Here is a 23,321-nt window from a genome sequence, read left to right as displayed (position 1 = left end):
CGTCCGGGCCCCGCGCCCGCCGGCCCGCCGCCAGGCTCCGCCCGGCAGGCGCCGCCGCCTATCGCACCGCGCGGTCCGCAGTCCGGCGCGATACCGGCCGCCCCGCGCCCACCCCGATCCGGCGCGATACCTGCCGTGCCGCGTCCTCCGCAGTCGGGCCCGATCCCGGCCGCGCCGCGCCCACCCCGGTCCGGGCCGATGCCGGCCGTCGCGCCGGAATCCGAGCGGGTGCCACCGCCGCGCTACGCTCCGCCACAGCCGCAGCAGTTCCCGCCGCCGCGTCAACGGCCGGCCGCCCCGGTCCGGCACGAACCCGCGGAAACGGAACGCCCACGGACGAAGGAGTGGCCTGCCGGGACGTCGGCTCCGGTGAAGGTCGACGAGACGCAGCAGAGCCCCAACTCCCGGCTGCTGAGCGATACCGGATCCATCGCGTTCGCGACGCTGGTCAGCCGAATCACCGGATTCGGTAAGCAGTTGATGCTGCTCACCGTGCTCGGGCCGGCGATTGCCAGTGCCTTCGCGTCCGCCAGCCTGATCCCGAACATGATTTCGGAGTTGGTGCTCGGCGCGGTGCTGACCGCGATCGTCGTGCCTACGCTGGTCCGGGCCGAGCAAGAGGATGCCGACGGTGGCGCCGCGTTCGTGCGGCGTCTCGTCACCGCAGCGTTCACGGTGCTGGCCGTAGCGACGGTTTTCGCGGTCGCGGCAGCGCCGGTGCTGGCGACCCATGTCTTCGTATCGTCTGACGGCCAGGTGAACACCGCGCTGACCACCGCGCTCACGTTCCTGTTGGTGCCTGCCATCCTGTTCTACGGCATGTCAGCACTGCTCACGGCAATCCTGAATACGCGACAAGTGTTCAAGCCGGGTGCTTGGGCTCCTGTGCTCAACAATCTCGTGGTGCTGACCGTTCTCGGGCTCTACGCGCTGACGCCCGGAGAGATAACCCTCGATCCGGTCCGGATGAGCGATCCGAAGCTTCTGGTACTCGGTCTCGGTATCACCCTCGGCGTGGTGACACAAGCCGTCAGCCTGGTGCCCGCCATTCGCCGACAAGGGATCGACTTGCGGCCTCTGTGGGGCATCGACGCCCGCCTCAAGCAATTCGGCAGGATGGGCGCCGCCATCATCCTGTATGTCCTGATCAGTCAGGCTGGCCTGGTTTTCGCCAATAACATCTCGTCGCACACCGATGCGGCCGGACCCGCGATCTATCAGAATGCCTGGCTGCTCCTGCAGCTTCCATACGGCGTGCTCGGCGTCACCGTGCTTACCGCGATCATGCCGCGCTTGAGCCGAAATGCCGCAGCGGACGATACGCCGGCCGTCGTGGACGATCTGTCGGTCGCCACCCGGTTGACCATGATCGCGCTGGTCCCGGTCATCACCTTCCTGACACTGGCGGGGCCACAGGTCGGCGAGGCGTTATTCGGATACGCACGCTTCGCCGAGGACGCCGAGCGTTTGGGGCAGGCGGTGAGCTGGTCTGCGTTTACGCTCATCCCGTACTCGCTTGTTTTGATCCACTTGCGCGTGTTCTATGCCCGAGAGCAAGCATGGACGCCGACCTGGATCATCCTCGGCATCACCGCAGCCAAGATCGTCTTCTCCGCGCTGGCTCCGGTCATCACCGATGCCGAGCACGTGGTGATCGCGCTCGGCGTCGCGAACGGCCTCGGCTTCGCGGTCGGCGCCGTGGTGGGCGGTTTGCTGCTGCACCGCAGTCTCGGGGATCTCCGGATGGCCAATGTCGGCCGCACAGTGACTCGTGTCGTGCTTGCGTCACTCGCGGGCGGCGCGGTGATGTGGATCGTGGACCGGGTACTCGGTCTGGATCGGCTGACCGCGTCCTTCGGCGGCCCCGGTTCGCTGATCCGGGTGGCGATCACCGCGATCGTCATGTTCGCGGTTGCCTTCGGCCTGATGCGACTCGCCGGTATCCCGGAGATCGTCGCCATTACCGTGGCCATCTCGCGGCGCCTGGGCTGGACGCCGCCCGCGCCGGATCTCGATCTGGAGAGCCCGGCCGAGGATCCGTACGTCACGCAGGTCCTGCGCAGGCCCGATCCCTATCTGGCATACCCGCGGTTCGATCCGTACATGGATGCCCAGACCATGGTGCTGCCGGTAATCAGACCCGATGCCGTTGACCGCACCGGCATGGGGGAGTTCCCGTACCCTGTTCGGCAGAGAAGCACAAGTGGCGAATTCGCCGGAACCTCGACATACCAGGGCGAAGGAGGACCGAGGGTGAGCGACGACGCGGTGGGCGGCGTCCCGGCCGCCGATTCTTCTGCGACCACGCCCGGCGGATTGTCCACCGATGTACCGCCGACCGCGGGGGAGCAGTCGGATCCCGCGTACGCGAACAAGCAGCCGGGGACGGCCGCACCGGATCAGGACGCGCCGAGATCGCAGGAGAATCAGCTGCCGCCGCGCGACCCGATGTACGACACCGGGATGATCCCCATCGGCTCGCCGGAGATGCCTCCGATGGGCGGGGAGAACCTGGGCGCCCGGCGCATACCGCGCGGCCCCAAGCTCATCCCTGGCGCTTCGGTGGCAGGCGGCCGCTACCGCCTGCTGGCCAGCCACGGCGGCGCCCGCGGCTTGAAGTTCTGGCAGGCGCTGGACATCAAACTCGATCGCGAGGTCGCGCTGACCTTCGTCGACGCCGACCAGAAGGCGACGGAGAACTCCGGGCAGGACGGCCCGCAGGCGATCCTGTCCCGGACGCTGCGCCTCGGCCGGATCAACTCGCCCGGCCTGGCCCGCGTCTTGGACGTGGTGCGCGGCAGCTCCGGCGGCATCGTGGTGGCCGAGTGGACGCCGGGCCGTTCGCTGCGCGAGATGGCCGAGACGGTGCCGTCGCCGATCGGCGCGGCCCGCGCCATCCGCGCCCTCGCCTCGGCGGCCGAGCTGGCGCACCGCGGCGGTGGATCGCTGTCCATCGACCATCCCGACCGGGTGCGCATCAGCGCCTCGGGCGACGCGGTGCTCGCGTTCCCCGGCACGCTGTCGGACTCGGATGCGCAATCCGATGTGCGTGGTCTGGGTGCGATGCTCTACGCGCTCATCACCGCCCGCTGGCCGATCCGCTCGGGCGGTGTCACCGGCACCGCCGCGACGGTCGGCGGACTTCGGCTGGCGGACTTCGGCCCGGACGGCACTCCGGTGGAGCCGCGCCAGATCCGCCCCGAGGTGCCGTTCGAGATCTCCGCGGTCGCCGTGCGCTCGCTGGAGTCGAACAAGGGCGTGCGGACGGCGGCGACGGTCCAGCACGTGCTGGAGCAGGCGTCCGTCGTTGATCAGAAGACCGATTTCATCCCCGTGCTGCGCCTCGGCCAGCGCGCGCCCGCGAATATGGACGACTCGCTCGCCGATCCTGAGCTGCTCGCGGCCGAACGCGAACGCTCACAGCGGATGATGTGGATCATGGTCGGCCTCGGCATTCTCGCCGCGCTCGTGGTCGGCATCGTGATCTGGTGGATGGTCAGCGTGTTCGCGCCGACCGCTTCGGAGGCGCCGCTCAACGAGCAGCGCAATATCGGCCTGACGACGAACAACCAGCCGGTGCCGACGCCCGCCGCCGCGGGCCCGAACCTGACCTCGACCGGTGCGCCGGTCCCGGTGACCGGTGTGTCGGTGTTCTCGCCGGAGGGCACGGCCGACGGCGTCGCCAACGTCCAGGCGGTGCTGGACAACGATCCGGGCACCCAGTGGCGCACCGATCAGTACTTCCAGCAGTTCCCGGCGCTCAAGAAGGGCGTCGGGCTGCTGGCGACGCTGCCTGCCCCGGCCAAGCTCACGAACGTCTCGATCAACTCGCCCAGCGCGGGCACGTCGGTGGAGATCCGCACCTCGCCGACCGGGTCGCCGACGCTGGATCAGACTCAGCTGATCGGCTCCGCCCGGCTGGACGACGGCGTCACCGACATCCCGGTGCGCGCCGACCAAGCCGCCCGCTACGTGCTCGTCTGGATCACCGGACTGGGTAACTCCGGAGGACAGTTCCAGACCGCTATTTCCGACATCCGTTTCGACGTCGCGCCGTAGCCGGCTTTCCCGCCGCGCCCTCGTTCGCGCGGAGCGTTCGTAGCGCACGTCGCGCGTCGCATTCCTCCGTACCCGGCCCGAGATTCGGTTGCTGCCAAAACGTTACGGACGATATGATCTTCGGGCGCTCTCGCAGGGGAGCTTCCCAGGTTCCGGCGTTTTCGTTCCTGGATGCTGCGAAGTCTCGGTAATGGTCGATCGGGCCCGTTGCCGCCGTGAGGGCCGTCCAAGGGGTTGGCATTGTCGTCCGAAGTGAACGAGGAGCTCGGCAGGGGGGCGTCGCGACAGGTGATGTGTCACGAGCGTTCCCTTGTACTCGGTGAAGCCACCGATGTGGAGTTGTTGCGGGCGCATGTGCGTGGTGAGCGTCACGCGTTCGCCGAGTTGCTGCGCAGGCACAATGATCATCTGTGGCAGACCGCGTTGCGGACGTCCTACACGCGCGAGGACGCGGCCGATTCGCTGCAGGACGCGCTTTTGTCGGCGCATCGCACGGCTGGCTCGTTCCGTGCGCAGGCGGAAGTGCGCAGCTGGCTGCATGCGATCGTGGTGAACGCTTGCCTGGATCGGATCCGCCGCAACAAGACCAGACGCGCGGTATCGCTGGCGCCGGAGTCGCTGCCCGAGCCCAAGGACTACCGCGACGAGATGGCCCAGGTGGAGATGTCCATGGACATCGATCGCGCGCTGTTCTCCTTGCCGCCGGATCAGCGGACCGCGCTCGTCGCGGTCGACGTGGAGGGGTATAGCGTGGCCGAGGCGGCCGCGTTGCTCGGTGTGCCCGAGGGAACCATCAAGAGCCGGTGCGCTCGCGCGCGGCAGCGGTTGAAAGAGCGATTGGATTATCTGCGTGATCCGGGGAACCGGAGGTAGTTGGGATGCGTCATTAATAGTGACGAACCCCTGAACGATTCAGAGGCAGGCCCCGTCGGCGAGGGGATCCCCGCGATGTCAGATGCGAACAACGGAGGTGCGATGGCTACCCAGTCCGTGCCGCAGCCCCCGTTCACGTCCGAATTGCTGGCTGACTTGCATGCCGACAACGTGACGCCGGAGCAGCGTGCGCAACTGTGGCCTGCGGTCTCGCGTGATCAAGACGCCATGCGGTTCTTGCGCGGCTTGGACGACGTCACCGCCGAGCTGCGTGCCCTCGCCCGGGATGAGCGCATCGTTCACCCGATGCCGGACGACGTGGCGGCTCGGCTCGCTCTGTTCGTCGGCGAACTCGAACCGCCGGAGGACGCCCCCGACGCTACGGTTCATGAGCTTCCGCGCGCATGGGCGGGCGAATCCGTCGGCGAAGCAGAGGTTTCCGAATCCCCACCGGTGACTCTGGACGAGCGACGCCGTGGCAGATTGCGCTGGTTCGCCGCGGCGGCCGCGGCGATCGTCACTGTGGCGGGGGCGGGGGTGTGGGTCTCGACGTTGCGCGGCGGTGACGCTCCCGCGCCCACCGCGCAACCGACCACGGGGAACGACGAATGGGGCGATGATCTCACCGCCACCATGGCCCTCAGCGCGCTCGGCCGGAACACCGTCACCGGCTCCCTGGCCGGCCCGGGAGCACTGGAGCGCTGTGTGCGGGCGAACGGTCTCGACCGCACGGTCCTCGGATCGACAGACATCCGATTCCAGGGCGGGAACGCGGTGCTCATCCTGCTCAACGGCCCGCAGCCGCCCAAGATCACCGCCCTGGTGGTCGGAACCGGTTGCGGTGCGGGTGATCCGCAGCGCAAGGCGCTGCAGGACATCGGCTGACCATGCGATCTGGACCACCCGCGCGGCGTGAGCCCGTCGACGTGGGAACAACAGCCATTACCCTGTTGTTGACCGACACGTCCGATCGAATCTTCCCGGAAGGGCCCCATGAGCGAGCGTAGCGAGCAAGCAAGCGACACCGGCACGCCAGTTCGCGATCTGATCATCGTCGGCTCCGGACCTGCCGGCTACACGGCCGCCGTCTACGCCGGCCGCGCCGAGCTCCAGCCGCTGCAGTTCGAGGGGACCCAGTTCGGCGGTGCGCTGATGACCACCACCGAGGTCGAGAACTTTCCCGGCTTCCGCGGCGGCATCATGGGCCCGGATCTCATGGAGGAGATGCGCGAGCAGGCGAAACGTTTCGGCGCGGACATCCGCACCGAGGACGTGGATGCCGTCGACTTGACCGGCCCGATCAAGAAGGTCGTCGTCGGCGGCGAGACGTTCCAGGCCTACGCCGTCATCCTCGCCATGGGGTCGGCCGCGCGCTACCTGAACGTCCCTGGCGAACAGCGGTTGCTCGGCCGCGGCGTCAGCGCCTGCGCCACCTGTGACGGCTTCTTCTTCAAGGGCCAGGACATCGTGGTGGTCGGCGGCGGCGACTCCGCGATGGAAGAGGCGACCTTCCTGACCAAGTTCGCCTCCAGCGTGACCATCGTGCACCGTCGCGAGGAGTTCCGCGCGTCCCGCATCATGCTCGAGCGTGCGAAGGCGAACGAGAAGATCAAGTTCGTGCTCAACGCCGAAGTGGTCGAGGTGCACGGTGAGAACAGCGTCACCCACCTGACCGTGCGGGACACCCGGACCGGCGAGACCTCCGAGCTGGCCGCCACCGGCCTGTTCGTCGCGATCGGCCACGACCCGCGCAGCGAACTCGTCCGGGGCCAGGTCGCCTTGGACGACGAGGGATACGTGCTGGTCCAGGAGCCAACGACCGCCACCGACATCCCCGGCGTCTTCGCCGCGGGCGATCTGGTCGACCACACTTACCGCCAGGCGATCACCGCCGCAGGCACGGGCTGCCGGGCGGCCATCGATGCCGAACGCTGGTTGGCCGAGCAGGGCGACATCACCTCGAACACTCTCGCCCACGCGGGCGAGTCGGTGGCCGTCCCCGCTACCTGAGTTCGCACCGGACCAGACACACACCTTTCGTTTCGCTGTATCGCTAGGAGAACACCCATGTCCAAGTCCGCCAACACGGTTGTCGTCACCGACGCGACCTTCGCCGACGACGTGCTGCTGAGTGAGAAGCCCGTCCTCGTCGATTTCTGGGCCGACTGGTGCGGGCCGTGCAAGATGGTCGCGCCCGTCCTGGAGGAGATCGCCGGTGCGCACGCGGACAAGCTGACCATCGCGAAGCTGGACGTGGACGCCAACCCGAGCACCGCCCGCGATTATCAGATCCTCTCGCTGCCCACTATGATGCTGTTCCGCGGCGGTAAGCCGGTCAAACAGATCGTCGGGGCGAAGGGCAAGGCGGCTCTTCTGCGCGAACTCGAAGACGTCATCTGACGACGCGATCCGACGACGCGCCGTAGGATGCCCTGGACCCGGGGTTGTCGAAACCTGGTCCGGGTCTGAGACAATCGACCGACGCTCCTGTCGTGCGAAGGTGTATCCCATCGCATGAGTGGGTACCCGCGGGTTGACGGAAGGAAAGGGCTCTCACGCATGCACCGACTTCGTCACGGCGATTCCGGTCCAGCCGTAGCAGAGGTTCGGAGCACCCTGGCAAGCCTCGGGTTCCTACACGCGCACGTCGCTACCGATCAGGCGGACGCGCGCGAATACTGGAAGGATACGGAGGTCTCCTTCGACCACCACCTCGACTCCGCTGTTCGCGCGTTCCAGCAGCATCGCGGTCTGCTGGTCGACGGGGTGGTCGGTCCGGCGACCTACCGGGCACTCAAGGAGGCGTCCTACCGGCTCGGCGCGCGCACACTGATCTATCAGCTGTCCGCGCCGCTCTACGGCGACGACGTGGCCACGCTCCAGCGCAGGCTGCAGGATCTCGGCTTCTACGTGCATCGGGTCGACGGCTACTTCGGTCCGCACACCCATGACGCGCTGACCGCCTTCCAGCGGGAGATCGGGCTGTCGGCCGACGGAATCTGCGGTCCCGACACGCTGCGCTCGCTGGACCTGCTCGGCGCCAGGGTGACCGGAGGCAATCCGCACCGGATCGCCGAGGAAGAAGTGGTGCACCGGGCGGGGCCGCAGCTGACGGGCAAGCGAATCGTCATCGATCCGGGCCTCGGCGGGCCGGACAAGGGATGCGCCGTACCCACCGAGTACGGCGACGTCTACGAGTCGGAGATCCTGTGGGACTTGGCCAGCCGTCTCGAGGGACGGATGGCGGCCACGGGTATGGAGACCTTCTTGTCGCGGCCGTGGGGCGTCAACCCCACCGACGCCGAGCGTGCGGACACATCCAACGCCTTCGACGCGGATCTGATGATCTCCCTGCGCTGTGCCACCAACCCGAGCCCGCTGGCCAACGGCGTGGCCGGGTTCTACTTCGGCAACTCGCACGGCTCGGTGTCCATGATCGGCCAGGTGCTGGCCGGCTTCATCCAGCGGGAGGTCGTCGCCCGAACCTCGCTGCAGGACTGCCGTACCCATGCGCGCACGTGGGACCTGTTGCGCCTCACCAAGATGCCGACGGTCCAGGTGGACATCGGTTATCTGACCAACGAATACGATGCCTCGGTTCTCACCAACCCGCGCATGCGCGATGTGATCGCCGAGGCCATTCTGATCTCGGTGAAGCGGCTGTATCTGCTGGGCCAGGACGACCAGCCGACCGGTACGTACACTTTCGCGGAACTGCTGGCCGAAGAACTGGCCGCCGCGGACCGGATGTAGCTTCGCCTTCCATTCTTCGAAGCGCCCCCTGACCTTTCGAATCGGCCAGGGGGCGTTTCGTTGTCTGCCTCAGCGCGCTCCGATGCGAGTCGGCGCGGTCATCGACGCCGCGGCGAGCAGCTGATCCAACGCCCGTTCGACGTCTTCCTTCCAGCCGTGGTCGGAGTCGAGTTCCAACCGCAACCGTGGGAACCGGTGATGCGGGGCCACCACCTCGAAGCCGACATCTTCCAGGAAGTCGGCATCGATCATGCAGCTCTCCGGTGAGCACTCGGTAGTGGCGCTCGCACTCTTGATCGGGGCCACGATCCGCTCGAGCAGTGTCATCGAGCCGGACCGCTCCGACAGTGCCTGCGTCGCCGGATGGCTGCGGATGCCGAATGCCTCCAGAGCTCGCACGCCACGGCGCACCAGATCCGCCACCACAGCCTGGATGAGGTGGTGGGCGACATCGGCATCCCGATAGGGAAATTCGGCCCGCAGCGTGGTCAGCAGGACCGCGTCCGGGCTCACCGGGGAGGTGGGGAAGAGGCCGGCCCGGGGCACCGCGCTCGGCGGTGCGTAGAAGGCGCAGCCGGCGACGTTGCCGTCGACGTTCGCCACCTGCCCGCACGAACCCCACTCCAGCATGACCGTGGACAGCCAGGCTTCCTTCTCGAACACCGGATCGCTGAAGTTGCGCGAGTCCTCGGCCACCGCGGGGTCCATCTCCCAGAAGACACAGCGCCGCGCATGCGCGGGAAGCTTCTCCAGTCCGCCGAGGGTTAGTGCTGTGACGCTGGTCGACACCGCTCTGCTCAGCCTCCAGCTGTCCGATTCATCCACGCTCACGTCGCATCAACGTTTGCTCGCCAGCAAGAATAAGCGATCAAGGGGAACCCGCCTCATTCCATGTCGCTGTGCTGTTGGTCAGAAGAACTTGTGTTGCTTCGCCGGGAGCGATGTGCGCTCCACGGCCGCGTGAATTCCTGCCGTCACAGTGACGTTTCGGCCCGGAACCCGCACCTATGGAAACCACAAGTTGAATTTCGTCACTTCTGTCACACGGTAGGTGCGTTCTGCTCCATCAGGGCGACAATCCGCTCGAGGTCTTCCACCGACCCGAACTCGACGACGATCTTGCCTTTGCGCTTGCCCATGCTCACCAGGACCCGAGTGTCGAAGGAGCCGGACAACCGATCGGCCACGGCTTGTAGGCCGGGCATCTCGATCGGCTTGCGACGGACGACAGGAGAGGGCGCGGCCGCGGCCTGCTCTCGGTTCGCCAGCATGACGGCTTCCTCGGTAGCCCGGACCGAGAGTCCCTCGGCAACGATTCGGGCGGCGAGCACCTCTTGAGCGTCCGCACCCGCTTCGAGACCGAGCAGTGCTCGCGCGTGTCCGGCGGACAGTACGCCCGCCGCGACCCGGCGCTGCACCGGGATAGGCAACTTCAGTAGACGGATCATATTCGTCACAACCGGGCGAGAGCGGCCGATTCGGGCAGCCAATTCCTCGTGGGTGACGTCGAATTCCTCCAGCAGCTGCTGATAGGCCGCCGCCTCTTCGAGCGGATTCAGCTGCACCCGGTGGATGTTCTCCAACAGTGCGTCACGCAGCATCGACTCGTCCGCGGTCTCCCGCACGATCGCGGGAATGGCGGCCAGCCCCGCCTCCTGGCACGCTCGCCAGCGCCGCTCGCCCATGACCAGCTGATAGCGATCCACGCCCGGCTCGGTCCGGCGCACCACGATCGGCTGCATCAGACCGAACTCACGGATCGAGTGCACCAGCTCGGCCAGCGCATCCTCTTCGAAGACCGTCCGCGGTTGCTTCGGGTTCGGTTCGATCTGGTCCGGCGGGATCTCGCGGTAGACAGCGCCACCGGCCTCGAGTTCGGCGTTGTCGGCGGGATCAGGTACCCGATGCAGGTAGGTAGCGGGCGGCTGCGGCCCCACCGGATCCAGACCGATGACACTCGCAGCAGCGCTGCTGAGGCCCGGTGCTGTCGTCGGTGTCGTCGGGATCAGCGCGGCGAGACCGCGCCCGAGCCCACCCTTCTTCGCCTGACTCATCGGTCTACCGACCCCTTCCTCGTTCCGCTACCAAACCGGACTGTGCCGAGCATCGACACCACTGGCCGAATCACTCCGCCGACTTCGTCGCGGCGACGCGCGGAGCCACCGCGCGGGCCGCCATCTCGCGTCCGGCATCCAGGTAGCTCATCGCGCCCCGGGAGCCTGGATCATAATCGAGCACCGTCATGCCGTAACCGGGTGCCTCCGACACCTTCACACTGCGCGGGATCACCGACCGCAGCACCACATCGCCGAAGTGTCCGCGGACCTCCTCGGCGACCTGGTCGGCCAATTTGGTGCGTCCGTCGTACATCGTGAGGATCACGGTGGAGACGTGGAGTTCGGGATTCAAGTGCGCCTGCACCAAGCCGATATTGCGCAGCAATTGGCCGACGCCTTCCAGCGCGTAGTACTCGCACTGGATCGGGATCAGTACCTCCTTCGCCGCGACTAGCGCGTTGACCGTCAGCAGCCCCAAGGAAGGCGGGCAGTCGATCATCACGTAATCGATGTCGTATCCGGCGATATTCGCTTCTTGGATTGCGGCTTTCAGCCGGCCTTCCCTGGCCACCATCGACACGAGTTCGATTTCGGCGCCTGCCAGGTCGATGGTCGCGGGAATGCACAGGAGACGCTCACTGTGCGGGCTCGTCTGGATGGCGTCTCTGACCGAAACCTCGCCGATGAGCAACTCGTAACTGGAGGGGACACCCGAATGATGCTCGATGCCCAAGGCGGTGCTCGCGTTGCCCTGGGGATCGAGATCGATCACGAGAACCGTCATCCCTTGGTGCGCCAGGGCGGCCGCCAGATTCACCGCGGTGGTCGTCTTCCCGACGCCGCCTTTTTGATTGGCGATGGTGATGATCCGTTGCTCGTGCGGTTTCGGCACAGTCACCTTTCCTGGATGGAGGACCTGACTTGCACGTTGCGCTTCGGCGGCTATCGGGGTCTCGCTAGGGGAGATGTGCCCGAACGGTGTACTTCCGAATGCCTCCGCGTCGAAACTGCTGGAGTCCAGCATCCCCGGCACGCGCGACGTTGTTTCCCGTGAAACATTCGCCGGACCGCTCGACATAGACAGCTCCTAACCCGAGAAACTTCAGAACACGTACGCGCGACGGGACGGATCGGCGCCGTGTCTACAACAGCCTTTGTCGGATCGAACACGATGCACAACCGGGTTCGCGGTGCCCGATCGACCGAGCGGAGCTCCTCGTCGTTGTGACAACCAGATCCCTCCGTGGCACCTACACTCACGCCCGACGCCCACTAGCTTGCCAGCACTGAGCGGTTTAAGAAAGCTGAATCGCGGCGAGGCGCAGAGCGACACGCTGAAACCGCACGAATTCAGCGCGCCGCGCACGCTGTTTCACATGAAACATTGCCGTGGACCGCGCGTCCCGTAGTGGGGGTAGCAGCTGGTGCCGTTTTCCGACGCAGCAGCTATCCGCCGCTACTGGAAGCCCACTCTCGCAGTGGCGGTTTGACCGTAGCTCGGCCCGGGGGCCTGTCGACCAGGAGTCCGTTCGGCGATGTACTCCTTATTGCTTCGAGTTGGCCCGTGCCAGATCCGGAAGGGGAGGGGAGGCGTCGCGCGGACTGGACGCTGCGGTGACCGAGCGGCGGTGCGCGTCAATGGATCTGTCCGTCGTCAGCTGCCGCGTCGCCGCGGCCTCGCGGAACATCACGTCTGTTGTCTGCCGCTGCGCCGACGGTGTTTCCCTGTCAGGCGTGTCTGTCTTCCAGTGGACCCCGGCACTGCTTCGCTGCCGTAGACGCCCATCGTTGGGCACTTTTCGTCATCCGGCGCGCTCTTCGTCAGGTGAGATTGTCAAGCGGGATCGGCTCGTCCGGTGTCGACCTTCTGGTGTCGATCTTCTGGTGTCGACCTTCCGGTGCCAACCCTCCGGTGTCGAATTCGCGGCGCACCACTTCGACTGTGCGCCACGAGCGCGAACGGATAGCGGACCGGGGCGGCGCGCCATAGCCACCCCGCTACGGTGAACGAGAAAGCTCAGGAGGAGGCGGACAAAGTTTTACGTGGCAGCCGGTGTCGCGCCTGATTCGGTTCACGTGGAGTACATGCTTTCTACGAGCGCTAGGCCGTTCAACGTGAACCCGCATACGGCGCATGATTCACGTGAAACATGCGGCGACGCTGTTCTGGACGTACGAAGCCGAATGGTCAGTGATCGAAGCCCGATTCACGTGAAACATGCGACCGTCAGCGACGCGCAATGGACGGGCACTACAACCTCACACTTCAGCGACAAGGGCACGCGCTCGCGCGGGGGCTTGGGCAGCTTCGATAGGCCGCGCCACACCGATCGGACGTGCGCCATAGATCAGGCCCGAAGCGGTGACACGCGCACCTTACGGGTATGCCCCTATCCGCGCGCGGCGGTGACCACGGTCAGATCGCCCATTCCGTCAGGGTGACGAAACGGCCGGTGGTCCCAGTTCGAACCGGAAACCTTCGCGATCGAAGCTGCTACTCGGCCTTGCGTGCGGCACGCTTGCGCGCGCGCTCTGTCGCCGCCTTGCGAACCGTCTTGCCTTCGCGTTCGACCGCACGTTCGGCGCGCCGCCGCGACGTACGTTCGGCGCGAGGAAGCCGCTCCGCGCTGATCACCACGGTGGGCGTGTCCACGAGACCGACGCCGCATTCCAACACGATGGCATTGCCGGCTCCGGCCTTCGCCAGCGCCTCGCCGTCGCGTTCGAGTTCCTCTGCCGCGCTGGCGCCCTTGAGGGCGAGCATGTGTCCGTGGTCGCGGAGAAGGGGGAGAGACCACTGAGCGAGTTTCCCCAGTGGGGCCACCGCGCGGGACGTGACAACGTCCGCGCCACCCGCCTCCTTCATCACGCCGGACTGTTCGGCGCGCCCACGTACGACGATCACGTCCAGTCCGACCGTTTCGATGAACTCGCTCAGGAAGATGGTTCGGCGCAGCAGGGGCTCGACCAAGGTGATCCGGAGATCCGGTCGAGCGATCGCGAGCGGGATGCCGGGCAGGCCCGCGCCGCTGCCGATGTCGACCACGGAGGCGCCCTCGGCGATCAACTCCCCGAGCACCGCGCAGTTGAGCAGGTGGCGATCCCACAGGCGGGGCACCTCGCGTGGGCCGATCAACCCGCGCTCCACTCCCGCGGTGGCGAGCGCTGTGCAATATCGACGCGCGAGATCGAGTCGGTCGCCGAAGACGGTGGCCGCCGACGCGGGTGGTTCCAGCTCCGCGGGTACCGCGGCGGTTCCACCGAGATCTCGTTCCACGTGAAACATCCTTCCGAACTCGGGTCGATCTACGAGCGAGCAATCGGGCTCCGGACACGAACAAGGCCCCCGGTCCGAAGACCAGAGGCCCTATCCAACCACTACCCGTCCGGGCCGCGAAACATGCCGCCCGCTTCGGCGATGCCGCGGCTCAGCCGGGAACTACCACCACGTGCCGGTTCGGCTCAACGCCTTCGCTCTCGCTGCTGACCCCCTCGACAGCCGCCACCGCGTCGTGCACGATCTTGCGCTCGAACGGAGTCATGGGAGCAAGCGATTCCGGCTCGCCGGAGTCCAGCACCCGCTGCGCCGCGGCCGCGCCGAGCTCGCTCAGCTCGGACCGCCGCTTGGCCCGCCAGCCCGCCACGTCCAGCATCAGCCGACTGCGCACTCCGGTCGCCTGTTGGACAGCGAGACGAGTCAGTTCCTGCAACGCGTCGAGCACCTCGCCGTTGCGTCCCACGAGCTTGGTCAGATCGCGGCCACCGTCGATGCTCACCACGGCGCGGTCGCCTTCCACATCGAGATCGATGTCGCCGTCGAAGTCCAGCACGTCGAGCAACTGCTCGAGGTAGTCCCCGGCGATCTCGCCTTCTTCGATCAGCGCTTCCTCGGCATCGTTCACGACATCGCCGGTGTCCGGTCCGGCGCTCGCCGTCGTCGTCGCCACGGTGGCGTCACCTCCGTCGGTCTCAACAGTCATTTGATTTCCTTCATCTGCTCATCGCGCGCGCCGGGCAATCGCCGCCGGGCGGTATTCGCGATCAAGGGGTTGCTCAGCGATAGAGAGAGGTGGGTGGCTCGGCCCACCGATCGGGTATCAGCGCCTGCGCTTCTGATTCGCCCTGCCGCGGTTGCCGGGCCGTTTCTGGCCGGCCGGGCGACGTTGGCCCGCGGACTGCTTCGACGGCTTCGCGGTACCGTTCGACGACGCGACCGGAGTGTCCTCGTCCGTGGCGGTATCGGCAGCGGCGGTGGGCGCGGGCTTCTTCTTCACGTTGACCGGTTTGGCGCCGGGCTTCGGCGCGTTCTGCGCGCGCTGCTCCAGCTTCGCCTGCTTCTTGGCTTCCTCTTCTTTCGCCATGCGACCGAACACGAGGTGCTGCTGCCCGTAGGTCCAGATGTTGTTGGAGACCCAGTACAGCAGGATGGCGATCGGCAAGAAGGGGCCACCGACGAGCACGCCGAGCGGGAACACCCACAGCGCGAGCTTGTTCATCATCGCGGCCTGAGGATTGGCCGCCGCTTCCGGCGTCTGCCGCGCGACCGACGCGCGCGCGTTGAAGTGGGTCGCCAGGCCGGCGATGACCATCAGGGGGATGGCGACGAGCGCGATGCTCAACTTGCTCGGCACACCGCCGTAATCGGCGAACGCCTGCAACTCGTTGACCGGCGTCGTGATGAACGCGGAAATCGGCGCCCCGAAGATGCGAGCACTGAGGAAGGACTGGACGTCGGCCGCGTTGAAGACGTAGTTCGCGGTGTTCGCGTTCTGCTCGGGCGTCATGCCGAGCTGGCCGAAGCCGTGACCGGTCCGGTTGAACGACCGCAGCACATGGAACAGCCCCAGGAACACCGGCACCTGAGCGAGGATCGGCAGGCAACCCATCAGCGGGTTGAAGCCGTTGTCCTTCTGCAGCTTCTGCATCTCGAGCGCCATCTTCTGGCGGTCGTTCTTGTACTTCTTCTGCAGCTCTTTGATCTGCGGCTGCAGTTCCTGCATCTGCTTGGTGGTGCGCACCTGCTTGACGAACGGCTTGTAGAGCACCAGGCGCAGAGTGAACACCAGGAACACCACGGCCAGCGCCCAGGTGAGACCGTTGTCCGCGCCGAACGCGAACCCGAAGACCCGATGCCAGAACCAGAGGATCCAGGACACCGGGTAATAAATGAAGTCGAGCACGGCTCTATGCACTCCCGTCGTTCGTGTCGCCGATCACCGCGTGCGGCGATCCTTTACAAGCGTTCGGCTCCGACCGCGGTCCAGCGGGCAGGCTCGATTCCTGCGTCGCCGCCTCGGTCGCTGCCCCATCCGCCGGCTCGGTGCGGAGTCCGCTCCGCTTCCGCTCCGGGACGGGGTCCCACCCACCAGGGTGCCAGGGCGCACATTTGGCCAAGCGCACGACCGTCAGTACGAGCCCGATGAACAGGCCCCGGGTGCGCAGTGCGGTGACCGCGTACTCGCTGCAGGTCGGGGTGAATCGGCACACCGGCATGCGGGTGGGGGAGACGTAGGTCCGATACAGCTCGATCGAGAAGATCAGCACATTCGCGGGCAGTCTGGCGATCGTCGCCCAGAGGCTCATACCGCGCCGCCCGTCGACACGCCCGGTGCGGCGCCGATGCCGAGCTTGCGCAGTGCGGTGCGCAGCTGCCGCAGCAGGTCCTCCGACGACGCCGTAGCGGCGCCCGGGAGCGCACGAATCACGACATCGGTCCCGGGCGGCAATTCGTCGACCACCTGGGCGCACATATGACGCAGGCGGCGGGCGACGCGATGTCGAATCACCGCGTTGCCCACCGCCTTGCTGACGATCAACCCGAAGCGCGGTCCGCCTACACGGACCAGCGCATCGTCCGGGATCTGATCTGGTCGTCCATTCGCGCCCACGCTTCCGTCATACCCGTGTGCGAGCGCATGCACGACCAGATCACGCCTCCCGATTCGCTGGCCGCGGCGCACCGTCCGGGAGAAGTCGGCACGATGATGCAACCGATACGGCTCAGGCAACACCCGAGCGTCCGAGAGCGAGGGTCAGGCAGTGAGGGAAGCGCGGCCCTTGCGGCGACGCGCCGAGACGATGGCGCGGCCCGCACGGGTGCGCATCCGGAGGCGGAAGCCGTGAACCCGCGCCCGACGACGGTTGTTCGGCTGGAACGTCCGCTTGCCCTTGGCCACGGTCAACACTCCTCGAGTAGGCGGGCACCAGGTAGTGCCCGAAGCTTGTCGGTGATACGTGTATTGCGCGAATGAATCGCAGGTCTGGTCATCATCGGCGCGCGTCGGTCCTGGCGCACAGTCGGTCGATCACGACCTAAACGCGGTCAGCACAAGACCGCCACCGCACCAAGGGGTGACTGTACGAGGGTACTGATCGTCCAGGAACGGGTCAAACTCGCCCCCCATGTGCGCACGGGCGCGGCGACCAGGCACAATCGGTTTCCCGGAGTCAGGCCTTCTGGCAATGACCGTGAGTTCGTCCACACCCCTAGCCGGCAGCCGTCGCGGGCCGCTAGGGTACGTAGCCAGTCGATTGCTGCAGAACCGCAGGTCGCAGCTTCGCCTTCCCCGCGCGTGCGCGCGTTCCACAGTTCCCCAGGGTTCTCCACATCTGTGGATAATTGTGTGGAAAGACCCCTGGAGTGGCATATTCGTAGGGCCGACGGTGCCACGCCGCTGTCCAGATGGGGGACCCGGACAGCGTCCGAACCGGTTACGGACGTACGCAGCGGATCCCGGGACCACCCCCGAGCAGCACACTCCACGCGTGCCCCGGCCGTCTGCTCCTATCGACCTACTCCGGGGAGGAAACTGCATGGACGACGAGCAGAACGTGCTGGCCAGGGTGTGGCCCGAGGTTGTCACCGAGCTCACCACCGGGTCACCGGACGGCGCTATTCCTCCGGTCACCCGAGCACAGCAGGCGTGGCTGAAACTGGTCAAGCCGCTGACGGTCGCACAGGGGTTCGCCCTGCTCTCCGTGCCTTCGTCGCTTGCGCAGGAGGCCATCGAACGCGACCTGCGCGAACCCATCCTCCGGTCCCTCGGCCGCAGGCTCGGTCCCCAAGTGGAAGGACTCGGCGTCCGCATCGCCGCCCCGACCACCCCTACCGTCGACCGGCAGAGCAATACCCCCCGGCACGCGCGGATGACGAGCAGGCCCGAACGGAGTCGAGAGGGCCGGGCTCCCGCCGCCTACCCCGGCTCGGAATTCCCCGGCCGCGACGCCTACCCCGGGCCGCGTTATGCACAGCCGGCCGAATTCCCGGCAGCGTCTCCGTACAACGACGGCTCCGATTACCCCGGCGCGGAATACGGGCAGGACTTCGCCCCGCCGGAGGAGTACCGCCAATCGGAGTACGCCCACGCCGACTATCCGCCGCGCGGCGAGTATTCCGCGACCGGCGAGCTGCCCATGATGCCCGGGGCGGACGTCACGCCCCGTCGCGAACCCGGCCTGCCGCCCCGCAGGGAGCCGGCCATCCCGCCGGGCCAGGAGTCATTGTTCACTCCGGAACCGTCGTCGCCGGGCGGTGCGCGCGGCCCGCTCCGTGCTCCGCTGCGCGAGACCGCCGACGACGACACGGGCCTGGCGCACGATCCGGTCCGGGAACCGATCGGCGACCATCCGCGCGGTGATCACGACGACGAGCCCGTGGTGAACGTACGCAACTCCTGGCCAACCTACTTCGCCAAGTCGCAGGAATCGCCCGCGCCTGCGACGTCTTCGGCCAGCCTGAACGCGAAGTACACCTTCGAAACCTTCGTCATCGGCGCGTCCAACCGCTTCGCGCACGCCGCGGCGGTCGCCATCGCCGAAGCGCCTGCTCGCGCCTACAACCCGTTGTTCGTCTGGGGAGCTTCGGGCCTGGGCAAGACACACCTGCTGCACGCGGCGGGTCATTACGCGCAGCGTCTCTTCCCGGGCATGCGAGTCAAGTACGTGTCGACCGAAGAGTTCACCAACGACTTCATCAACAGCCTGCGCGACGACCGCAAGGTCGCGTTCAAGCGCCGCTACCGCGAGACCGACATCCTGCTGGTCGACGACATCCAGTTCATCGAGGGCAAGGAAGGCATCCAGGAGGAGTTCTTCCACACCTTCAACACCCTGCACAACGCGAACAAACAGATCGTCGTCTCCTCGGATCGCCCGCCCAAGCAACTGGCGACGCTGGAAGAGCGGCTGCGCACGCGATTCGAATGGGGCCTGATCACCGACGTGCAGCCGCCGGAGCTGGAAACGCGCATCGCGATCCTGCGCAAGAAGGCGCGGATGGACCGGCTCGACGTGCCCCACGACGTGCTGGAGCTGATCGCCAGCCGGGTGGAGCGCAACATCCGGGAACTGGAGGGCGCGCTGATCCGGGTGACCGCGTTCGCGTCGCTGAACGGCCAGCCGCTGGATCTTCCGCTGGCCGAGGTGGTGCTGCGCGACCTGATGCCCGACACCGCGGCGCTGGAGATCAACGCGGCCACGATCATGGCCGTCACTGCGGAGTACTTCAACACGACGTTGGAAGAGCTCACCGGTCCCGGCAAGGCGCGGCCGCTGGCTCAGGCCAGACAGATCGCCATGTATCTGTGCCGCGAACTGACCGACCTGTCCCTGCCGAAGATCGGCCAGGCGTTCGGCCGCGACCACACCACGGTGATGTACGCGGAGAAGAAGGTACGCAAGGAGATGACCGAGCGGCGCCGGGTCTACGACCAGGTGCAGGAACTCACAGCCCGGATCAAGCAACGCTCGCGCTGAGCGGCATCCACAGCTGAGCACCGCCCCTGACCAGGGGCGGTGCTTTTTTGTGGGCTGTGGATTCCTCGAGGAATCCTTGTGGAGTCCTCGAGGAATCCACCGGTTTGTCCACCGATCCGTGCACAGGTCGGGGTAGGCGCCTCCGCGAGTTCCCTCACAGGGCGAATTACACAGTTTCCCCAGGCATGGTTGCGCACAGCCGTTGACCAGCGCGGTGTCCGGATCAGGCGTTGTGGAATCCTCGAGGAGTTCGTGTGGAGTCCTCGAGGATTCCTCGAGCTGTCCACGATTTCGTGCACATGTGTGAACAACCGGGTGAATCCAGTGGAACAACTCGAGGAGCGCTCGAGGATGAATCGTGGACAACCGAAGAGCCTCCACAGACGCCGGGTGTTCATCCTCGAGACACCCCCTGGCCATCCCCACGGCACCACGCCCCCTGAACAGCGGATTCGGCCGCAGTCCACAGAATCCACAGCGCCTACTACTACTTCAGTTCTTCTCATTAGAGATCTCTCTTCAAAACAGGGTGTGTGGAAAGTCGGCACGGCAGCGTCCCCTTCGCAGCCGCTCCCCGTTCACAGCAAGGACGACAGAGGGATCACCGGTCCCCATCGCGAATCGGCGTAAGCAGTCCGCGCGCGGCTCATCCCACATCGCCCCGCCCCGGCCGTGCTCCCATCCGAGGGCGGTCATCTGTGATGCCGGAGGGTCGGGCTAGGTGCACGTCCCCTCCGCGGGTACGGTTCTATGTCGGTCGCCTGTGCCAGACTGCGAAGGCGGCCGATTCGGCAGGACCCTTTCGAGCACCGACACTGACGAGCCGACAACAGATCACGGAACCGGGAGAGGACAGATCGGGCGATGGAGCTTGCAAGCATGAAGTTTCGGGTCGCCCGCGAGGATTTCGCCGAGTCCGTCGCCTGGGTGGCGCGCAGTCTTCCCTCCCGGCCTCCGGTACCGGTGCTCGGCGGCGTGCTGCTGGTCGCCGACGAAGACGGGCTGACCGTCTCCGGCTTCGACTACGAGGTCTCCGCGCAGGTGCGGGTCGCGGCCGAGGTCGCTGGGCCCGGTCAGGTGCTCGTCTCCGGTCGTCTGCTGGCCGATATCACCAAGGCGCTGTCGAACAAGCCGGTCGACGTCTCGGTGGACGGCACCCGCGTGCTGATCACCTGCGGCAGCGCGAAGTTCTCGCTGCCGACCATGCCGGTCGAGGACTATCCCCAGCTGCCCGAGGTGCCGCAGCAGACCGGTGAATTGAGTGTGGATGTCTTCGCGGAGGCCGTCGGCCAGGTCGCCGTCGCCGCGGGCCGCGACGACACACTGCCCATGCTCACCGGTATCCGGGTGGAGATCGAGGGGTCCCAGGTCGTGCTCGCGGCGACCGATCGGTTCCGCCTCGCCGTGCGGCACATCGAATGGCAGCCCGCGCGCGCCGATATCGAGACGTCGGTGCTCATCCCGGCCAGGACGCTGTCCGAGGCCGCCAAGACGCTCGGACCCTCCGACGCCCCCGTCCAGCTGTCCCTCGGCTCCGGTGGGGGGTCGGACGGCCTGCTCGGCATCGTGAACGCCGGCCGCCGGACCACCACGCGCCTGCTCGACGCGGAATTCCCCAAGTTCCGGCAATTGCTCCCCAAGGAGCACACCTCGATCGCCACCCTCGCCGTCGCCGCGCTGACCGAGGCCATCAAGCGCGTCGCCCTGGTCGCCGAACGAGGCGCGCAGGTGCGGCTGGAGTTCTCCGCAGACGGCCTGCTGCTGTCCGCGGGCGGCGACGACGCGGGCCGCGCCGAGGAATGGCTGGAGGCCGATTTCCGGGGCGAATCGCTCACCATCGCGTTCAACCCGGGATATCTCATCGACGGCTTGTCCGCCCTGCACGCCGATCGGGTCACCTTCGGCTTCACCACGCCCAGCAGGCCCGCCGTGCTGCTGCCTGCGTCCGAGGAGGAGCCCGAAGTGCTGGACTCCGGAACGTTCGCCGCATTGTCGAGCCCGTACATCTATCTGTTGATGCCGGTCCGGCTTCCGGGCTGATCGCCTGTGCCTGACCTGATGTCGAACGGATCCGCGCCGCGTGATCCAGCGCGGCCGAGCGGTGACGCTGCTGGAAACTCCCCAGCGACGTCGGAGAAACCGGTGCCGCAGCACCCAGGGCCCTGGTTTATCCACAGGTCTTCCACAGGGGTCCGGCGAACCGCACCGCGCCCGTTCGCCACGGTGCTGGGGCATCGATCGGCAGGAATGTCCGCTTCGGCCCAGGCAGGGGCACGGTAGCGGATGTTCGTCCGTGCTCTGTCGCTGCGCGACTTCCGCTCGTGGGAGCATGCGGAAGTCGAATTATCCCCAGGTCGAACCGTTTTCTTGGGATCGAACGGCAACGGCAAGACAAATCTGCTGGAAGCGATCGGCTACTTGGCCACCCTCGGGTCACATCGGGTCGCCACGGACGCCCCATTGATCCGGACCGGGACCGAGCGAGCCCGGATCGGCGCCACGGTGGTCAACACCGGGCGCGAGTTGCGCATCGATGTCGAGTTGAACCAGGGCAGCGCGAATCGCGCACAGATCAACCGCTCACCGGTGCGCCGACCTCGGGAGATCCTGGGGATCCTGCAGACGGTGTTGTTCGCCCCGGAAGATCTCGCGTTGGTGCGCGGCGATCCCGGGGAGCGCCGCCGCTTCATGGACGAGTTGTGCACAACTCGCCTCCCCAGGCTGGCCGCGGTCCGCAGCGACTACGACCGGGTGCTGCGCCAGCGCTCGGCGCTGCTGAAAACCGCCGGGCGGCAAGCCAGGTCGAAGACCGATCTGAGCACCCTCGACGTGTGGGACGGGCATCTCGCCGCACACGCGTCCGTCCTGCTCGCGCAGCGGCTGCGTCTGGTGCACGATCTCGCGCCGTATCTGGCGCAGTCCTACGCGTCGATCGCCCCGGAATCGCGGCCCGCGTCGATCGTCTACCGCAGCTCCGCGCTACCCCCGGAGTTCCTGGATCCGGCCAGATCGCCGCTCCCGGAGGACGCGGCGGAACTGGAGGCGCTCGTGCTGACCGAACTCGCCGCCGCCCGACCGAAGGAACTCGAGCGCGGGGTGTGCCTGGTGGGTCCGCACCGCGACGACCTGGACCTCGTGCTGGGAGATTCGCCCGCCAAGGGCTTCGCCAGCCATGGCGAGTCGTGGTCGTTCGCCTTGGCTTTGCGGTTGGGTGCGTTCGAACTGCTGCGCACCACCGGCCCCGAACCGGTGCTGCTGCTCGACGACGTGTTCGCCGAACTCGATCGCCGCCGCCGCGCCGCGCTGGCGGCCGTCGCCGCGGACGCGGAGCAAGTGCTGATCACCGCGGCCGTGCCGGAGGACGTGCCCGCCGAACTCGCCGCCGTGCCGCTGCGAGTGGAAACCGCCGGCGGCCCCGGCGGCCGCGTTTCCCGGATCGCCGCCGAAGACCGGTCCGAGAGTGGCGGTTTCGGCGGCGAACGGCGGAACGACGACGCCACCCACTCGGCGACCGAGGGCGAACGTGACCCGGTCACCGGGTCGACGGAGTCGCGGACGCCCTAGCCATCCACAGGTGGAATGCACCGGAGGTCCCGGCCTCGCCCTCAGCCGTTCCGGTCCACTACAGTGACCAGTCGTCGGGAACGACGATCGAGTTCTCAACAGCAGGCACCGATTCGTCAACACCTGTGGAAAACTTGCTCGGTCATGGGTGACCGCTCCCGTGAAGTTCGCCGCAGCAACAGCTGAGCAAGCAGCTGACCTGGCTGACGAATCCGGCGTTCTGGGCGGGAAACAGAGTGTTCGATCGGCCGGCTCGGTATG

Annotated in this window: 18 protein-coding genes; 9 read left to right on the top strand and 9 right to left on the bottom strand. The window is 66.9% G+C overall.

Features of this window, described 5'->3' with window-relative positions:
* Positions 1 to 198 precede the first annotated feature (198 nt).
* From GVY64_RS12990 to GVY64_RS12965, 6 genes are all read left to right on the top strand, one after another.
* Positions 199 to 4,059, top strand: a complete 3,861-nt coding sequence (locus GVY64_RS12990) for a lipid II flippase MurJ (protein ID WP_268895621.1) — start codon at positions 199 to 201, stop codon at positions 4,057 to 4,059.
* 291 nt (positions 4,060 to 4,350) lie between these two features.
* Positions 4,351 to 4,932 carry an RNA polymerase sigma factor SigM gene (sigM, locus tag GVY64_RS12985; protein WP_159841164.1) on the top strand — a complete coding sequence of 194 codons (582 nt, stop codon included), beginning with the start codon at positions 4,351 to 4,353 and terminating at the stop codon, positions 4,930 to 4,932.
* A gap of 102 nt (positions 4,933 to 5,034) precedes the next feature.
* Positions 5,035 to 5,817 carry a hypothetical protein gene (locus tag GVY64_RS12980; RefSeq protein WP_159840996.1) on the top strand — a complete coding sequence of 261 codons (783 nt, stop codon included), beginning with the start codon at positions 5,035 to 5,037 and terminating at the stop codon, positions 5,815 to 5,817.
* A 108-nt stretch (positions 5,818 to 5,925) separates the two neighbouring features.
* Entirely contained in the window at positions 5,926 to 6,942 is a 1,017-nt protein-coding gene (gene trxB, locus GVY64_RS12975) for a thioredoxin-disulfide reductase (RefSeq protein WP_159840994.1), read from the top strand.
* A 57-nt stretch (positions 6,943 to 6,999) separates the two neighbouring features.
* Positions 7,000 to 7,332 carry a thioredoxin gene (gene trxA, locus GVY64_RS12970; RefSeq protein WP_159840992.1) on the top strand — a complete coding sequence of 111 codons (333 nt, stop codon included), beginning with the start codon at positions 7,000 to 7,002 and terminating at the stop codon, positions 7,330 to 7,332.
* Positions 7,333 to 7,491: 159 nt separating this feature from the next.
* Positions 7,492 to 8,685: an N-acetylmuramoyl-L-alanine amidase gene (locus tag GVY64_RS12965; RefSeq protein ID WP_159840990.1), complete on the top strand. Its 1,194-nt coding sequence runs from the start codon at positions 7,492 to 7,494 to the stop codon at positions 8,683 to 8,685.
* Positions 8,686 to 8,754: 69 nt separating this feature from the next.
* On the opposite strand, the gene GVY64_RS12960 is transcribed toward GVY64_RS12965, so the two are convergent.
* The 9 genes from GVY64_RS12960 to rpmH all read right to left on the bottom strand — a co-directional run bounded on the left by GVY64_RS12960 (position 8,755) and on the right by rpmH (position 16,918).
* Positions 8,755 to 9,474, bottom strand: a complete 720-nt coding sequence (locus GVY64_RS12960) for a GNAT family N-acetyltransferase (protein WP_159841146.1) — start codon at positions 9,472 to 9,474, stop codon at positions 8,755 to 8,757.
* A gap of 251 nt (positions 9,475 to 9,725) precedes the next feature.
* Positions 9,726 to 10,739 (bottom strand): ParB/RepB/Spo0J family partition protein, encoded by a 1,014-nt coding sequence (locus GVY64_RS12955; RefSeq protein ID WP_159840988.1) that lies wholly within the window; start codon positions 10,737 to 10,739, stop codon positions 9,726 to 9,728.
* A 70-nt stretch (positions 10,740 to 10,809) separates the two neighbouring features.
* Positions 10,810 to 11,766 (bottom strand): AAA family ATPase, encoded by a 957-nt coding sequence (locus GVY64_RS12950; protein ID WP_236566807.1) that lies wholly within the window; start codon positions 11,764 to 11,766, stop codon positions 10,810 to 10,812.
* A gap of 1,470 nt (positions 11,767 to 13,236) precedes the next feature.
* Positions 13,237 to 14,028: a 16S rRNA (guanine(527)-N(7))-methyltransferase RsmG gene (gene rsmG, locus GVY64_RS12945; RefSeq protein WP_159840984.1), complete on the bottom strand. Its 792-nt coding sequence runs from the start codon at positions 14,026 to 14,028 to the stop codon at positions 13,237 to 13,239.
* A gap of 142 nt (positions 14,029 to 14,170) precedes the next feature.
* Entirely contained in the window at positions 14,171 to 14,722 is a 552-nt protein-coding gene (locus GVY64_RS12940; RefSeq protein ID WP_159840982.1) for a Jag family protein, read from the bottom strand.
* 117 nt (positions 14,723 to 14,839) lie between these two features.
* On the bottom strand, positions 14,840 to 15,922 hold the full coding sequence (yidC, locus tag GVY64_RS12935; protein WP_159840980.1) for a membrane protein insertase YidC: 1,083 nt from the start codon (positions 15,920 to 15,922) through the stop codon (positions 14,840 to 14,842).
* Between the two features lie 4 nt (positions 15,923 to 15,926).
* A complete protein-coding gene (yidD, locus tag GVY64_RS12930) occupies positions 15,927 to 16,325 on the bottom strand; it encodes a membrane protein insertion efficiency factor YidD (RefSeq protein WP_159840978.1) in 399 nt (132 codons plus the stop codon).
* On the bottom strand, positions 16,322 to 16,753 hold the full coding sequence (gene rnpA / locus GVY64_RS12925; protein ID WP_159840976.1) for a ribonuclease P protein component: 432 nt from the start codon (positions 16,751 to 16,753) through the stop codon (positions 16,322 to 16,324). Before rnpA ends, yidD begins: the two co-directional genes overlap by 4 nt.
* A gap of 21 nt (positions 16,754 to 16,774) precedes the next feature.
* Positions 16,775 to 16,918 carry a 50S ribosomal protein L34 gene (rpmH, locus tag GVY64_RS12920; RefSeq protein WP_006550910.1) on the bottom strand — a complete coding sequence of 48 codons (144 nt, stop codon included), beginning with the start codon at positions 16,916 to 16,918 and terminating at the stop codon, positions 16,775 to 16,777.
* 637 nt (positions 16,919 to 17,555) lie between these two features.
* Here rpmH and dnaA point away from each other — a divergent pair.
* From dnaA to recF, 3 genes are all read left to right on the top strand, one after another.
* The gene (gene dnaA, locus GVY64_RS12915) at positions 17,556 to 19,496 is read left to right on the top strand and encodes a chromosomal replication initiator protein DnaA (protein WP_159840974.1); all 1,941 of its coding nucleotides are present in this window, start codon (positions 17,556 to 17,558) and stop codon (positions 19,494 to 19,496) included.
* Between the two features lie 864 nt (positions 19,497 to 20,360).
* Positions 20,361 to 21,536 (top strand): DNA polymerase III subunit beta, encoded by a 1,176-nt coding sequence (gene dnaN, locus GVY64_RS12910; protein ID WP_159840972.1) that lies wholly within the window; start codon positions 20,361 to 20,363, stop codon positions 21,534 to 21,536.
* 243 nt (positions 21,537 to 21,779) lie between these two features.
* Positions 21,780 to 23,060, top strand: a complete 1,281-nt coding sequence (gene recF / locus GVY64_RS12905) for a DNA replication/repair protein RecF (RefSeq protein ID WP_159840970.1) — start codon at positions 21,780 to 21,782, stop codon at positions 23,058 to 23,060.
* Positions 23,061 to 23,321: the final 261 nt, after the last annotated feature.

It is taken from the genome of Nocardia sp. CY41, assembly GCF_009829325.1.
Lineage (GTDB): Bacteria > Actinomycetota > Actinomycetes > Mycobacteriales > Mycobacteriaceae > Nocardia.
This window is presented reverse-complemented; position numbering and strand designations above follow the sequence as displayed.

What these genes read in the sequence shown, in the direction of transcription:
- sigM (WP_159841164.1), top strand. Translation starts at nt 4,351, where the DNA reads ATGTGTCACGAGCGTTCCCTTGTACTCGGTGAAGCCACCGATGTGGAG.
- trxA (WP_159840992.1), top strand. Translation starts at nt 7,000, where the DNA reads ATGTCCAAGTCCGCCAACACGGTTGTCGTCACCGACGCGACCTTCGCC.
- rsmG (WP_159840984.1), bottom strand. Translation starts at nt 14,028, where the DNA reads ATGTTTCACGTGGAACGAGATCTCGGTGGAACCGCCGCGGTACCCGCG.
- trxB (WP_159840994.1), top strand. Translation starts at nt 5,926, where the DNA reads ATGAGCGAGCGTAGCGAGCAAGCAAGCGACACCGGCACGCCAGTTCGC.
- GVY64_RS12990 (WP_268895621.1), top strand. Translation starts at nt 199, where the DNA reads ATGCCGGCCGTCGCGCCGGAATCCGAGCGGGTGCCACCGCCGCGCTAC.
- GVY64_RS12950 (WP_236566807.1), bottom strand. Translation starts at nt 11,766, where the DNA reads ATGCTGGACTCCAGCAGTTTCGACGCGGAGGCATTCGGAAGTACACCG.
- dnaA (WP_159840974.1), top strand. Translation starts at nt 17,556, where the DNA reads ATGGACGACGAGCAGAACGTGCTGGCCAGGGTGTGGCCCGAGGTTGTC.
- GVY64_RS12980 (WP_159840996.1), top strand. Translation starts at nt 5,035, where the DNA reads ATGGCTACCCAGTCCGTGCCGCAGCCCCCGTTCACGTCCGAATTGCTG.
- yidD (WP_159840978.1), bottom strand. Translation starts at nt 16,325, where the DNA reads ATGAGCCTCTGGGCGACGATCGCCAGACTGCCCGCGAATGTGCTGATC.
- GVY64_RS12940 (WP_159840982.1), bottom strand. Translation starts at nt 14,722, where the DNA reads ATGACTGTTGAGACCGACGGAGGTGACGCCACCGTGGCGACGACGACG.
- GVY64_RS12955 (WP_159840988.1), bottom strand. Translation starts at nt 10,739, where the DNA reads ATGAGTCAGGCGAAGAAGGGTGGGCTCGGGCGCGGTCTCGCCGCGCTG.
- dnaN (WP_159840972.1), top strand. Translation starts at nt 20,361, where the DNA reads ATGGAGCTTGCAAGCATGAAGTTTCGGGTCGCCCGCGAGGATTTCGCC.
- GVY64_RS12965 (WP_159840990.1), top strand. Translation starts at nt 7,492, where the DNA reads ATGCACCGACTTCGTCACGGCGATTCCGGTCCAGCCGTAGCAGAGGTT.
- recF (WP_159840970.1), top strand. Translation starts at nt 21,780, where the DNA reads ATGTTCGTCCGTGCTCTGTCGCTGCGCGACTTCCGCTCGTGGGAGCAT.